Raw genomic sequence first — 13,674 nt, 5'->3', positions numbered from 1 at the left:
TGTGTCCTCAGTTATTGGGGTGAAGAGGGCGGATACTGGCGTGCGCCAAAAATGGCGGAGCCAATACGAACCATCGTACTGCCGGCTTCAATGGCGGCATCCATATCATCGCTCATTCCCAGCGATAGTGTATCAATCCCGCTGAATTCCGCCTGTAAAGCGTGAAATGCTGCGGTCATCTGCCGGCATACCGCCAGCTGCGACTGATAATCTTCCGATGGTGCGGGAATGGCCATCAGGCCACGCAATTTCAGATGGGGTAACTCAACAATCTGCCGGGCAAGGGCCGGAATATCACCGACAGTGATCCCTGACTTGCTGGATTCATCGCTGATGTTGACCTGAATCAGCACATTCAGGGGGCCAAGGTGTGGCGGGCGCTGATCGTTCAGTCTTTGCGCCAGTTTCTGTCGGTCCAGGGTATGGCACCAGTCAAAGTTTTCAGCCACCAGACGGCTTTTATTGGATTGTAACGGACCGATAAAATGCCATTCCAGACCGGCTAAATCTGCGGTCTGTGCGACTTTATCCACCCCTTCCTGGACATAATTTTCGCCAAAGCAACGTTGTCCCGCCAGCCAGGCTTCGCGGATGTCGCTCACAGGTTTGGTTTTACTCACTGCCAGCAGAGTAATCTGCTGTGGATCTCTGCCGCAACTTTCGGCAGCAGCGTGAATACGCTGACGGATCTGCTGTAAATTATGCTGAATGGAAGTCATCACCGGGCTGTTTTATGGAGTTAGATGAAATTGTTGCGCTTAGTGTAAAGCATAATGCCTCTGATCTGCACCTTTGCTGTGGACATTTACCCTGGTGGCGTTGCCGGGGGCTGCTGACAACAGCCCCGGGAATGGCCCCGGTAACTGATGCGACCCTGCAAAAGTTTTGTGATGACAGTCTGACGGATGAGCAACAGCAACAACTCCGGATCCACGGCCACTGTGATGCCGCACTAACCATGGCAACAGGAACCCGGCTGAGAGCCTGTATTTTCCGCCGTAACGGAGGCATATCTCTGGCATTACGCATTCTGCGCCAAAATATCCCCTCCATGGAGAGCCTGGGTATGCCTGCCGTCTGTTACCGTCTGACCGGTGAAAGTGCCGGACTGATACTCTTCAGCGGGGCGACCGGTTGCGGAAAATCGACATCGCTGGCGGCGATGATGGGGGCAATCAGTCGTCAGCGGGCGCTACATATTATTACCCTGGAAGATCCGATCGAGTATCTCTACGACAATCACCGATCTCTTATCCAGCAACGGGAAGCGGGCAGGGATTTTTCCTGTTACAGCCAGGGACTGATGGCGGCACTCCGTCAGGACCCGGATATCATCATGTTGGGGGAATTACGTGATCATCAGACGATCCGGCTGGCTTTGACGGCCGCAGAAACCGGACATCTGGTGCTGGCGACCCTGCATACCAGGACGGCTGCACAAACTGTTGAGCGGCTGGTGGATAGTTTTCCTGCAGGCGAAAAATCGCTGGTCAGCAGACAGCTGGCCGCCTGTCTGACTGCAGTGATTGCACAGCGGCTGGTGAATGACGAAGCGCATGCTACCCGGCAACGGGCGGAATTTGAAGTGATGCTGAATACCCCGGCGGTGGCCAGTGTCATTCGTGAAGGAAAAACACATCTGCTGGCAGGGATAATTCAGACCAGCTCGGCAGACGGAATGCAGAGTTTTCCACTCGCTGCTGGTGTAGAAACCGCCTCGTCGGCACTGGCAAATCGGTTTGCCGGCGAGGCAGGGAGAAGTGTCGCTGGTATCTGGCCAGGTGAGGCTTAAGGGGCTGCTGAGATAACCAGCCTGATACTGTTTTCATGCCAGTCAGTGCTGTCGAACGTCCTGCCATAAATCATTTTCAGGGTCGAAGTGCCGGCTTTACGACCAATCAGATAAAATGTCTGCTGACCTGAACATCCGGTCATGCCGGGTTTACAGTCGGGAGACTGCTGGTAACTGCCGGGAATCAATAATACACCGGCAGGTAACTGGCTGACCATCCATTGATAGCCGGTAGATGGATTAGCCTCCAGCGTCAGCTTAACCGGTTTGCCCGCCACACCGTCCAGTTGTACAGGAACATCGGCGGCAGCCGCCGTAAACGTCATACAGCCCAGTGCCACAGACAGAAAGTAAATTAATCTGTTCATTGCTAAAACTCCGTTTTATGCTGTGATAATCAATGAATATAGCATTAATTACTGTTTATGGCATTGGTGGGAGAGACATGACGTTGTTATTTCTCAGGCAGTAAAAGAACACCACAGAGGTTAATGATTGTCGAACCAGCTTTCGAGGATGATCACGGCTGAACCTGAATCGACTTTTCCTTTGGTCAGTGCACGATAACCGCCGGTTTCGAACAGACCTGCCCGGGCTTCTACGGTACTTAAGCGTTCATCCTGTAATTCAACCGCGACACCAAACCTGCCATGCAGACGGTTGGCAAATTTACGGGCACGGGCAGTCAGCGGTTGCTCTGTTCCATCCATATTCAGTGGCAGACCGACCACCACTAAATCGGGCTGCCACTCTTTAAGCAGTTTTTCAATCACATTCCAGTCAGGGACCCCATCCTGAGCTTTGATGGCAGTCAGGGGCCTGGCGGTACCGGTCAGTTGCTGACCGACAGCCACTCCGATACTCCGGGTACCGAAATCGAATCCGAGTAAGATTTTCACTGACATCAGGCATGCCCCGCTTCGCTGCTCATCTGACTGATATCTATCCCGATATGTTTAGCCGCGTTACGCCAGCGCTCGCCCGCCGGAGTATGGAACAGAATTTTCTCACTGGCCGGAATGGTCAGCCAGGCATTTTCCAGTATTTCATTTTCCAGCTGTGATTTTTCCCAGCTGCAGTATCCCAGCGCCACAATGATATTTTCGGGTTGCTGATCGCTGCCCAACGATTCGAGAACATCTTTTGAGGTCGTCAGCACCGTGTGTTCAGAAACAGTAATACTGGAAGTAAACCTGTTTTCCGGTGAGTGCAGGATAAAACCGCGATCTTCTGCAACAGGTCCGCCGTTATACACCGGGTTTTCTAATGAGTGTGCAGCATCATTTTGTTGCGGCGTAATGTCTAGTTTATTCAGCACACCCTCAATGGTCAGGTTTTCCATGGGCTTATTCACTATCAGGCCCATAGCTCCTTCGTCGTTGTGCTCACAAACATAGATTACAGACCGTTTGAATATCGGGTCCTGTAATGAGGGCATCGCGATCAGAAAATGGTGCTGTAAATTCATACTGACTCTGTTAGTTTATCAGGAAAAAATATCCGGCAGCCTCCGGGCTACCGGGCAAAACGAAGGCCGGACTTAGTGACCCAGGCGTTTCTCGATAGCATCCATCAGCATGCCGGTAATCGAGATTGGGAATGCGGCTTCAATTTCACGTACGCAGGTCGGGCTGGTGACATTAATTTCGGTCAGCCGGTCGCCGATAATATCCAGTCCGACAAAAATCAGGCCTTTTTGCTTCAGGACCGGGGCAACTTTACGGGCAATAGCCCAGTCACTGTCACTCAGCGGGCGAGCTTCACCCCGGCCACCGGCCGCGAGGTTACCCCGGGTTTCGCCGGATTTAGGTATCCTTGCCAGGCAATAAGGCACCGGTTCTCCGTCGACGACCAGCACCCGCTTATCACCTTCTTTAATCGCCGGCAGATAGTTCTGTGCCATGCAGAAGGTGGTATTTTCATGAGTCAGTGCTTCACAGATCACCGAAAAGTTAGGATCATCCTGTTTCACGCGGAAAATCGAGGTACCACCCATGCCATCCAGCGGTTTCATAATGATATCGCCGTGTTCCTGCCAGAATTCGCGCAGTTTCTGCTGACTGCGGGTGACCAAAGTATCCGGAGTTAACTCCGCAAACCATGCAGTGAACAGTTTTTCGTTACAGTCACGCAGGCTCTGCGGCTTATTAACCACCAGAGTGCCCTGTTCTTCGGCACGTTCCAGAATGTAAGTGGCATAAATAAATTCGGTATCAAACGGCGGGTCCTTACGCATCAGAATCACATTCAGGTCTGCCAGCGGGATTTCCTGCTCGCTGCCGAACTGATACCAGCCGTCGTAGTTTTGTTCCACCGTAAGCAAGCGGGTTCGCGCACTGGCGACTCCGCCACGCAGATACAAATCATTCATTTCCATATAATGGATTTCATAACCCCGGCGCTGTGCTTCCAGCAGCATTGCAAAACTGGTGTCTTTCTTAATATTGATGTCCGCAATAGGATCCATCACTATGCCAAGCTTAATCATTCTTATCTCCTCGGAAGGCAGTAATGACTACCTTATCATTAACGGATTTTACCGGTTCAGGATCGTCAGGGCTTTACCGCAGGTGCCGGCTACAGGGCAGATTACCCTAAATCACCAAATCTTACCTGCAATGCCGTCAGCACGGTCAGTGCGGCGGTTTCAGTACGTAACACACGCGGCCCCAGCAGGATATCAGTAAATCCCTGACGGGAGGCCATGTCGATTTCATTGGCTGTCAGACCGCCCTCCGGGCCAATCAGCATCCGAACCCTGTTGACCGGCAGCGGCAACGTATTAATGCTCTGTGAAGCCCGCGGATGCAGATTCAGTTTCAGCCCCTGTTCCTGCTCTGCGCACCAGTCACTCAGTGACATCACCGGGCGGATTTCCGGTACCACATTTCTGCCTGACTGCTCACAGGCTGCAATGGCAATTTTCTGCCACTGCTGGCGCTTTTTCTCCAGTCTTTCAGCATCAAGTTTGACTCCGCAGCGTTCCGAAATTAGCGGTGTGACCTGATTCACCCCCAGTTCTATCGATTTCTGGATAGTAAACTCCATTTTCTCGCCACGTGACATCACCTGACCCAGGTGAAGAAATAGCGGCGATTCACGATTATCGGTGATGCCTTCGGTGACCTGGACAGTAACGCTTTTTTTATCGGCATGCACAATGGTGGCACTAAAGGTCTGATTACTGCCATCGAACAGCTCCAGTAGCTGTCCTGCGGTCATCCTCAGTACCCGACCCACATGATTCGCTGCCTCTTCGCTAAGCTGAAATTCACTGTGATTCGTTATTGTTTCAGGGTGATAAATGCGGGGTATACGCATGAAAAATCTGCCAGTTCCGGGCCGGTACCTTATGACCAGCCCTCAGTAAATTAATGAGTCAGCAGTGTCTCTGCCCGTGATAAGAACGTCAACCGCGACACGTTGTTTTTTAACCAGCCAGTATTGACCGCTGTCGTTGTATTATGCCACAGCCGGAGCGGAGGAAGGCAATATTAGCAGAGACCTCAGGCCTGAAACTCGCCACGGGTCAGTTCACTGCCGCAGTGGGTACAACGGTAGCGGGTTTCGCCGCGCAAAACCCGGTTATGGCGTCGTACCGTCAACTGATGCTGTCGGCAGTGGCAGGTATAGGCAAAGGTCTTCTGTACCGTGTCGGTGCTAAAGCGATGAGTACGGCTGGCACTGACGCCTAACACCGTTTCCATCATCCATTTCCACTCCTTACCATGCGGAGCGACACGGCCAAACTCTTTCCAGACCAGCAGATGGGCCAGTTCATGGGGCACCACCTCGTCGATAAAGGGCTGTTTATTTTCCAGCAACAATACCGGGTTAAGACGGATTTCCCATTGTTGAAGCCAGGCCGTACCGGCAGTGGTTCCCCGTTGCTGGTAGAGAACAGAGGGTTCGGGATAAGCCTGTTTCAGACTGTCATTAGCACGCTGTAAGTGTTCACGCAGCGAACGCATAACGGCTTGCTGAAGGGCGATGGGCAGACGAGGTGTTTTCATAGCGGCAGCATAAAGCCAGTCAGGGCAGATTACAATCCGGGGCAGGGTAGCACTAAAACAAAACAGGCAACGTTTCCGTTGCCTGTCGGGTTCACCGGGAGAAAGAATTAATTCTTATCACCGATGTTACGTAATTTTTTACCCTGCATCAGGTTACGTTCGATGTGTTCCAGTGAAACGCCTTTGGTTTCAGGAATCAGAACCAGTGTCAGGATAATAAATAGTACGTTCAGTGCGGCGTACAGTCCGAAAGTCGCTGCATTACCCAGAGAATTCAGCAGCGTCAGGAAGGTCGCGCCGACAATCATGTTGGCAATCCAGTTAGTCGCTGTAGAAACGGTGATACCAAAATCACGCCCTTTCAGCGGCTGGATCTCAGAGCACAGTACCCAAATCAGCGGGCCGGCACTCATCGCAAAACCGATGATGAAAATCAGCAGCATGGCGATAGCAAAATATTGCTGTCCCAGTGAATGCATGCCGATATGCAACATGGCTCCCAGGATACCCATACCTGCGGCCATCACAATAAAGCCGAGGATTAACGTAGGTTTACGACCCCAGCGGTCAACCAGGCCGATAGCAATAAAGGTCGCCAGAACGTTGATACCGCCAACAATCACTGTTCCCCACATCTGCTGGGTAGTATTGGTGAATCCGGCGATTTCAAAGATTTTTGGCGCGTAGTACATAATTACGTTCATCCCGGTAAACTGCTGCATAACCTGCAACAGAACACCCAGCCAGACTGCACGACGGAAGTTTGGGTTAGAAGTGAACAGTGCCCAGCCAGTCTGTTTAATCTTCAGACTTTCACGGATTTCATCCAGCTCACGTTTAGCCTGTTCGCTGGTGTCGCGCAGACGGTCCAGTACCCGTTGTGCATCCTTAAAGTTTCCTTTTGCCGCCAGCCAGCGTGGACTGTTGGGCAGGAAGATAACCCCAACCAGCAGTAACAGGGCCGGGATAGTAATCACGCCCAGCATCCAGCGCCATTCACCAGTGTAACTGAATGCGGTATCTGAAAGATAAGCACCGACAATCCCGATGGTAATCATCAGCTGATACAGGGAGATCATACTGCCGCGAATTTTTTCCGGCGCAATCTCAGACAGATACAAAGGTGCAGTATAAGAGGCGATACCGACAGCCAGGCCTAACAGGACCCTGGCGGCAATCAGCACTTCCGGATTGGTGGCGAAGGCGGAACACAGCGAGCCTGCAACAAACAGGATAGCTCCGGCCATCAGGCTCTTCTTACGGCCCAGTTGTGAAGACATCCAGCCACTGCCGACGGCACCCACCGCCGCACCAAACATCATGGAACTGACGATCCATTCCTGCTGGTGTGCCGTCACGTTAAATTCTTTTGCGATGAAAGGCAGGGCGCCGGCGATTACACCGATATCCAGACCAAACAGTAAACCCGCAAGTGCCGCAAGGAAGCAAACAAAAAATGTCATCATTTTGTTCGAGCTTCTGCTGTTATTAGTATTGCCGGGCATTTTAGCCTCCGCTGTTAACTATCATTCTTGTTGTAATGTTAAAAAAATCCCTTCAATTTATCAGTGAGCCAGATCACATTGATGTAATCGGTTACACATGATAACCCGCTGAAAGAAATATTTAATTCGTAAAAGACCTTTCAGCGCCAGCCGCAAGATTAAATTTTGTTTCCGGCAGGGTTCAGATTATAGCCTTGCACTGACGACTCAAAGCAACCCATTTTTAACGATTGAATTAATTTGTTATACCCTGAAAAATCTGAGAAATAATTATCAGGACGCTGTAAGCGTTACCACTTGAGCTATATCACAAAATTGGGGGTGGTTTTCACAAAAGGCAGGAAAAAGAAATCTGATTTCACAGCATTTTTTGTTTAGCGGGATTAATCATTGGGTGGGGTGTCGCCGGAAATAACGGGGCAGCAGCGCTGCCCCGTAACAACAATTACAGCCCGGCGGCTTCGCGCAGAGCTGCCGCTTTGTCGGTTTTTTCCCATGGGAAATGCTCACGGCCAAAGTGGCCATAGGCAGCAGTCTCACGGTAGATTGGATGCAACAGATCCAGCATCTGGATCAGACCATATGGACGCAGGTCGAAGAATTCACGAACCAGCAGGGTCAGTGTTTCTGTCGGTACTTTCTCAGTGCCAAAGGTTTCAACCATGATAGAAGTAGGTTCAGCGACACCGATAGCATAAGATACCTGGATTTCACAACGGTCAGCCAGGCCTGCGGCCACGATATTTTTAGCCACATAACGAGCCGCGTAAGCTGCTGAACGGTCAACTTTAGACGGGTCTTTACCAGAGAATGCGCCGCCACCATGACGAGCCATGCCGCCGTAGGTATCAACGATGATTTTACGTCCGGTCAGACCACAGTCACCCATAGGTCCGCCAATTACAAAACGGCCGGTCGGGTTAATAAAGAATTTGGTTGAGCTGTTCAGCCATTCTGCGGGCAGTACCGGCTTGATAATGGTTTCCATTACTGCTTCCTGCAGCTCTTTCTGTCCAATATCTTCCGCGTGCTGGGTTGACAGCACCACCGCATCGATACCGACGATCTTACCGTCGTCATACTGGAAAGTGACCTGGCTTTTTGCGTCCGGACGCAGCCATGGCAGAGAGCCGTCTTTACGCACTTCAGACTGGCGCTGTACCAGGCGGTGTGCATATGTCAGTGGTGCAGGCATCAGAACATCAGTTTCGTTAGTCGCATAACCAAACATCAGTCCCTGGTCTCCGGCACCCTGTTCCAGTGGGTCTGCACGGTCAACACCCTGATTAATATCCGGCGATTGTTTACCGATAGCGCTTAATACGGCGCAGGAGTTCGCGTCAAAGCCCATATCTGAGTGGATATAGCCGATATCACGGACCGTTTTACGGGCGATGTCTTCGATATCTACCCATGCGCTGGTAGTGACTTCACCACCTACCAGTACCATTCCGGTTTTCACATAGGTTTCACAAGCTACGCGTGCTTTCGGATCTTGTTCAAGAATGGCATCCAGCACTGCATCAGAGATCTGATCAGCAATTTTATCGGGATGCCCTTCTGATACGGACTCGGATGTAAATAGGTGTTTTGCCATTGGTTCCTTACCTTACTCTCTGGTTTCAATTCAATCGCCTGGCGAACATCAATCATGCTCACTTTCGCTTCTTCAGACAACGCCGTGAGCGGTACAAGGTGTGCTTAAAAGCACAGACTGGAAAGACACTGCCTGGTTCTTAATCGTTTAGATGGAAAACCATCCGGACGTCCATTCTAGGGCAGTCTCCGGCCCGAATTCCAGACTTTTTTTCAGATTAAGCCATTGCGAAATGTAAAAGAGTGGAACACTGTACCCGTTTACACCAATAATTCTTTGCTTTTTCAGGCCCTGAACGGTATAAACAGCCGCTGCTGCCCGCGAGGGTAGCCGGTGTTTCGTAGCGCCAAAATAGCGCTGCTGCAGGGTCGGGATGACTATGATTCTGACCTTCACCCTCAGTACGTTTTCCGTATGCTTCTGGCATATGTGGAGGTGATAAAACTAATGAACCAGCCTTACTCATTATCTTTTGGTTCTCTGCCTGGTCCTGTTGTGTCCGGGGCCCTTTCTGTTGTCTCCGCAGGTTCTTATCCGCAAAATTTTTCCCGACGAAGTTACCTTTGCTGCGGTAATTATTCCGACACCTGCGCCGGTTAAGGTAGGCATTTCAGGTTCGGTATGACTGCGTCGCGTCGCCTGTGGCACTGTCCCAAAGGCTGATTTGATATCCGGTGATTTACCCTGAAGTTGCCACACTTGCCAGGAGAGTGTGCTATACCTGGTGACAGAAGCAGGCACTTCGGTCAGGAGAAAATTCTCCATGCGAGAAAACAGCTGTTTCACTTTTCAATCTAAGATAGAGGTTCGCGATGTCTGACGACATGAAGACTATTAAGGGTTCGTCAGCAGGCGAACATGGGGAACTGCGCTCAATGCAGGAAGTTGCAGTGAATGATCAGGAAGCCAGCCGGATGTTAAAGACCTATAACATCGCCTGGTGGGGGAATAACTATTATGACGTGAACGAACTCGGTCATATCAGTGTCTGCCCAAATCCGGATAAGCCCGAAGTGCGTGTTGACCTGGCGAAACTGGTCAAAGAACGTGAGGCCCAGGGCCAGCGCCTGCCGGCACTGTTTTGCTTCCCACAAATTCTGCAACATCGTCTGCGCTCTATTAACGCTGCATTTAAACGTGCGCGTGAATCCTTCGGCTATACCGGCGATTACTTCCTGGTGTATCCCATCAAGGTGAACCAGCATAAGCGGGTCATCGAATCACTGATTAATTCCGGAGAACCGCTGGGGCTGGAAGCGGGATCTAAAGCTGAACTGATGGCCGTGCTGGCGCATGCCGGACAGACCCGTTCAGTGATTGTCTGTAACGGTTATAAAGACCGTGAATACATCCGCCTGGCCCTGATTGGTGAAAAACTGGGCCATAAAGTCTATCTGGTTATCGAGAAGATGACTGAGGTGCGACTGGTGCTGGAAGAGGCTGAACGCCTGAATGTCACTCCGCGACTGGGGATCCGTGCCCGGCTGGCTTCTCAGGGGTCCGGCAAATGGCAGTCGAGTGGGGGAGAAAAATCGAAATTTGGTTTGTCAGCATCTCAGGTACTGCAGCTGGTAGACATCATGCGCAATGCCGGCCGGCTCGACAGCCTGCAACTGCTGCATTTCCATCTGGGGTCGCAGATGGCGAATATCCGCGATATTTCGACCGGGGTGCGTGAGTCTGCCCGTTTCTATGTAGAACTGGCAAAACTCGGCGTGAATATCAAATGCTTTGATGTGGGTGGCGGTCTGGGAGTTGACTATGAAGGTACCCGTTCTCAGTCTGACTGCTCAGTAAACTACGGGCTGAACGAGTACGCCAATAACGTGATTTGGGCAATTGGCGGCGCCTGTGATGAACATGGTCTGGAGCACCCGACGGTCATTACCGAATCCGGGCGTGCCGTGACGGCTCATCATACCGTTCTGGTGTCGAATATTATTGGTGTGGAACGCAACGAATTTACCACCCCACAGGCCCCGGCAGAAGATGCTCCGCGACCTATCGTCAGTATGTGGGACACCTGGCAGGAGATGCATGAGCCTAATGTCCGTCGTTCGCTGCGCGAATGGCTGCATGACAGCCAGATGGACCTGTCTGATATTCATACCGGCTACTCTGCAGGAACTTATGATCTGAATCAGCGGGCCTGGGCAGAACAGCTCTATCTGAGTATCTGTCATTACACCCGTCAGCATCTGGACCCAAGCAACCGTGCCCACCGGCCGATCATCGATGAGTTGCAGGAACGGATGGCAGACAAGATCTATGTCAACTTCTCGCTGTTCCAGTCGATGCCGGATGCCTGGGGGATCGATCAGTTATTCCCGGTGCTGCCGTTGGAAGGACTGAACAAATCGCCTGAACGTCGTGCGGTACTGCTGGATATTACCTGCGATTCAGACGGTACTATCGACCATTATGTGGATGGTGACGGTATTGCGACCACCATGCCGATGCCGGAATATGATGCTGAAAACCCACCGATGCTGGGCTTCTTTATGGTCGGTGCTTATCAGGAAATTCTTGGCAATATGCATAACCTGTTTGGTGATACCGAAGCGGTGAATGTTTATGCTTTCGATGACGGTTCAGTCGATGTGGAGTTATCAGACGAAGGAGATACTGTCGCGGATATGCTGCAGTATGTTCAGCTGGATCCACGGGAATTACTGGAACTGTTCCATAAACAGGTCAATGCCAGTGTGATCGAAGAGGAACTGCGGGATCAGTTCCTGTCAGAATTTGAAAGTGGTCTGTATGGTTACACTTATCTGGAAGATGAGTAACCCGTTACCGCGGCGGGCAATGGCTGAACGCATGATTAGTGATTGCAGTCATTGCAGCGAAATACCATAATGATCTATCGCCCTTGTGCGTCGGGTTTAACGACACACAAGGGTTTTTTTTCGTCAAAATCAGGCCGGAATGCTGCTCTTTTTCAGTAGATTACCGGTTTACGGAAATATAGAGGAACAACTATGTACCATACCCTGGGTAATGAATATGACAACTCTCTGGTGTCTAATGCCTTTGGTTTTATGCGGTTTCCGCTGAATTTTCAGCCTTATAACAGTGATGCTGAATGGGTGATCACCGGGGTTCCTTTTGATGCTGCCACCTCCGGTCGTCCTGGCAGCCGCCTGGGCCCGGGCGCAATTCGCCAGATTTCCACCAATCTGGCGTGGGAAGGCTGCCGCTGGCCGTGGGACTTTGATCTTCGTCAGCGCCTGAAGGTGATCGACTGTGGCGATCTGGTGTATGCCTTTGGCGATTCTCAGGATATGTCGACTAAACTGCAGGCCCATGCCGAAAAGCTGCTGGCTAACGGCAAACGCATGTTGACGTTTGGGGGTGACCACTATATTTCTCTGCCATTATTGCGGGCACATGCCAAACATTTTGGCAAAATGGCGCTGGTACATTTTGATGCCCACACTGATACTTATTCGAACGGCCCGACCTTCGATCACGGTACCATGTTCTACCATGCGCCTAACGAAGGACTGATCGATCCGAATCATTCGGTGCAGATTGGTATCCGGACCGAATATGACAAACAACTGGGATTCAACGTGCTGGATGCAGCCCGTGTCAACGATCTGCCGGTAGACAGCATCCTGGCCGAAATTAAAAACACGGTCGGTGACCTGCCGGTTTATCTGACGTTTGATATTGACTGTCTGGACCCGGCACATGCCCCGGGCACCGGAACCCCGGTAATAGGTGGCCTGACATCCGATAAAGCCGCTAAACTGGTGCGTGGATTACAGGGGCTGAATATCGTGGGTATGGATCTGGTGGAAGTGGCACCGGGTTATGACCACGCGGATATCACGGCTCTGGCCGCGGCGACACTGGCGCTGGATATGTTGCACGTACAGGCAGCGAACAAAGCATAACTGACTTGTGTTCGTCTGCTGAAAAATAAAACGAACACCGAACAGGAAGGAGATTGACATGGGTTTACTGGATGAGCTGGTGGGTTCGCTGACTGGTGGTCAGCAAAATAATCTGGGCCAGTTACAGGCTGTCTGGAACTGGGTCCAGGAGCAGGGTGGAATTGAAGTGCTGATTCAGAAATTTCAGCAGGGTGGACTGGGTGAGATTTTATCTTCGTGGCTGAGTAATGGCTCTAACCAGCCGGTCAGCAGTGGTGATATTCAGTCTGCATTCAGCAATGAAGACTTGCAGTCACTGGCGGATAAACTCGGCACTGATGTTAACGGTGCTTCCGGCACCTTATCTCAGTTGCTGCCACACCTGGTAGATAAAATCTCTCCACAAGGCGAGGTTCACCCTGAAGCCACTGGCAGCAACAGCCAGCTGGATCTGGGATCGCTGGTGAATAGTATTTTCAAAGGCTGATAGCCGCCAGTGCCCTGAAAACCGGTGCTCTGCAAAGACACCGGTTTTTTCATCGTCATGCTTCAGCCATCCTCAGACTGTTTTTTGCTCACGGGCGGCCTCAGAGCTATTTCGCGTAATATTCCCTGTCAATTGGTGACTATCCGGTGTGGGGAGGGTTTACACGGAAAATATTCCGCTATCATCGCTTCGGGCGGCAGATCTGTCGCCGAACCCGCATCAGTCGCACAATTCGCCGTCTGTGGCATATACTTTTGCCCTGTTTTTCATGTACATTGAAGGACTAAAGTATTTCTGCCTTGCCTGATAATTGTTGATTTTCAATGAAATAGCCAATTTCGCTCAGGGAAGGCTTTTTGCCGATCTGGAGTTAAAACATGCCCTCACATAAAGAACTCG

Annotated in this window: 13 protein-coding genes; 4 read left to right on the top strand and 9 right to left on the bottom strand. The window is 51.2% G+C overall.

The genetic code is table 11. The annotated features are described in order from the left end of the window. Window positions 1-11: 11 nt before the first annotated feature. Window positions 12-719 carry a YggS family pyridoxal phosphate-dependent enzyme gene (locus tag B3Z23_RS00780; protein ID WP_294900448.1) on the bottom strand — a complete coding sequence of 236 codons (708 nt, stop codon included), beginning with the start codon at window positions 717-719 and terminating at the stop codon, window positions 12-14. Between the two features lie 14 nt (window positions 720-733). Between B3Z23_RS00780 and B3Z23_RS00775 the strand changes: the two genes are divergently transcribed. Further along, a complete protein-coding gene (locus B3Z23_RS00775; RefSeq protein WP_294900197.1) occupies window positions 734-1,792 on the top strand; it encodes a type IV pilus twitching motility protein PilT in 1,059 nt (352 codons plus the stop codon). Here the strand turns inward: B3Z23_RS00775 and B3Z23_RS00770 are convergent. The 8 genes from B3Z23_RS00770 to metK form a co-directional block, all read right to left on the bottom strand. Further along, window positions 1,789-2,160, bottom strand: coding sequence for a protease inhibitor I42 family protein (locus B3Z23_RS00770; protein WP_294900194.1), 372 nt, complete (start codon window positions 2,158-2,160; stop codon window positions 1,789-1,791). The two genes, B3Z23_RS00775 and B3Z23_RS00770, sit on opposite strands and share 4 nt — an antisense overlap. Before the next feature lie 120 nt (window positions 2,161-2,280). Beyond that, complete coding sequence (ruvX, locus tag B3Z23_RS00765) at window positions 2,281-2,697, bottom strand: Holliday junction resolvase RuvX (protein ID WP_294900191.1); 417 nt, start codon at window positions 2,695-2,697, stop codon at window positions 2,281-2,283. Next, window positions 2,697-3,260, bottom strand: a complete 564-nt coding sequence (locus B3Z23_RS00760) for a YqgE/AlgH family protein (RefSeq protein WP_294900188.1) — start codon at window positions 3,258-3,260, stop codon at window positions 2,697-2,699. The genes ruvX and B3Z23_RS00760 overlap by 1 nt, the downstream gene beginning before the upstream one ends. A gap of 72 nt (window positions 3,261-3,332) precedes the next feature. Further along, window positions 3,333-4,280 (bottom strand): glutathione synthase, encoded by a 948-nt coding sequence (gshB, locus tag B3Z23_RS00755; protein WP_038018044.1) that lies wholly within the window; start codon window positions 4,278-4,280, stop codon window positions 3,333-3,335. 101 nt (window positions 4,281-4,381) lie between these two features. Continuing rightward, window positions 4,382-5,113 carry a 16S rRNA (uracil(1498)-N(3))-methyltransferase gene (gene rsmE, locus B3Z23_RS00750; protein WP_294900185.1) on the bottom strand — a complete coding sequence of 244 codons (732 nt, stop codon included), beginning with the start codon at window positions 5,111-5,113 and terminating at the stop codon, window positions 4,382-4,384. Window positions 5,114-5,298: 185 nt separating this feature from the next. Next, a complete protein-coding gene (locus B3Z23_RS00745; RefSeq protein WP_046791821.1) occupies window positions 5,299-5,805 on the bottom strand; it encodes a SprT family zinc-dependent metalloprotease in 507 nt (168 codons plus the stop codon). A 107-nt stretch (window positions 5,806-5,912) separates the two neighbouring features. Beyond that, window positions 5,913-7,310 carry a sugar porter family MFS transporter gene (locus B3Z23_RS00740; protein WP_294900180.1) on the bottom strand — a complete coding sequence of 466 codons (1,398 nt, stop codon included), beginning with the start codon at window positions 7,308-7,310 and terminating at the stop codon, window positions 5,913-5,915. Window positions 7,311-7,755: 445 nt separating this feature from the next. Then, the gene (gene metK / locus B3Z23_RS00735) at window positions 7,756-8,907 is read right to left on the bottom strand and encodes a methionine adenosyltransferase (protein ID WP_038018055.1); all 1,152 of its coding nucleotides are present in this window, start codon (window positions 8,905-8,907) and stop codon (window positions 7,756-7,758) included. 812 nt (window positions 8,908-9,719) lie between these two features. On the opposite strand from metK, the gene speA reads away from it, so the two are divergent. The 3 genes from speA to B3Z23_RS00720 all read left to right on the top strand — a co-directional run bounded on the left by speA (window position 9,720) and on the right by B3Z23_RS00720 (window position 13,275). Next, a complete protein-coding gene (gene speA / locus B3Z23_RS00730; protein WP_038018059.1) occupies window positions 9,720-11,696 on the top strand; it encodes a biosynthetic arginine decarboxylase in 1,977 nt (658 codons plus the stop codon). A 192-nt stretch (window positions 11,697-11,888) separates the two neighbouring features. After that, window positions 11,889-12,809, top strand: coding sequence for an agmatinase (gene speB, locus B3Z23_RS00725; RefSeq protein WP_038018061.1), 921 nt, complete (start codon window positions 11,889-11,891; stop codon window positions 12,807-12,809). 58 nt (window positions 12,810-12,867) lie between these two features. Next, complete coding sequence (locus tag B3Z23_RS00720) at window positions 12,868-13,275, top strand: YidB family protein (RefSeq protein ID WP_294900172.1); 408 nt, start codon at window positions 12,868-12,870, stop codon at window positions 13,273-13,275. The last annotated feature ends 399 nt before the right edge of the window (window positions 13,276-13,674 follow it).

It is taken from the genome of Tatumella sp. UBA2305 (genome assembly GCF_002345795.1).
Lineage (GTDB): Bacteria > Pseudomonadota > Gammaproteobacteria > Enterobacterales > Enterobacteriaceae > Tatumella > Tatumella morbirosei.
Note: the sequence above shows the minus strand (reverse complement) of the source record. Positions and strands in the feature narration are given on the sequence as shown.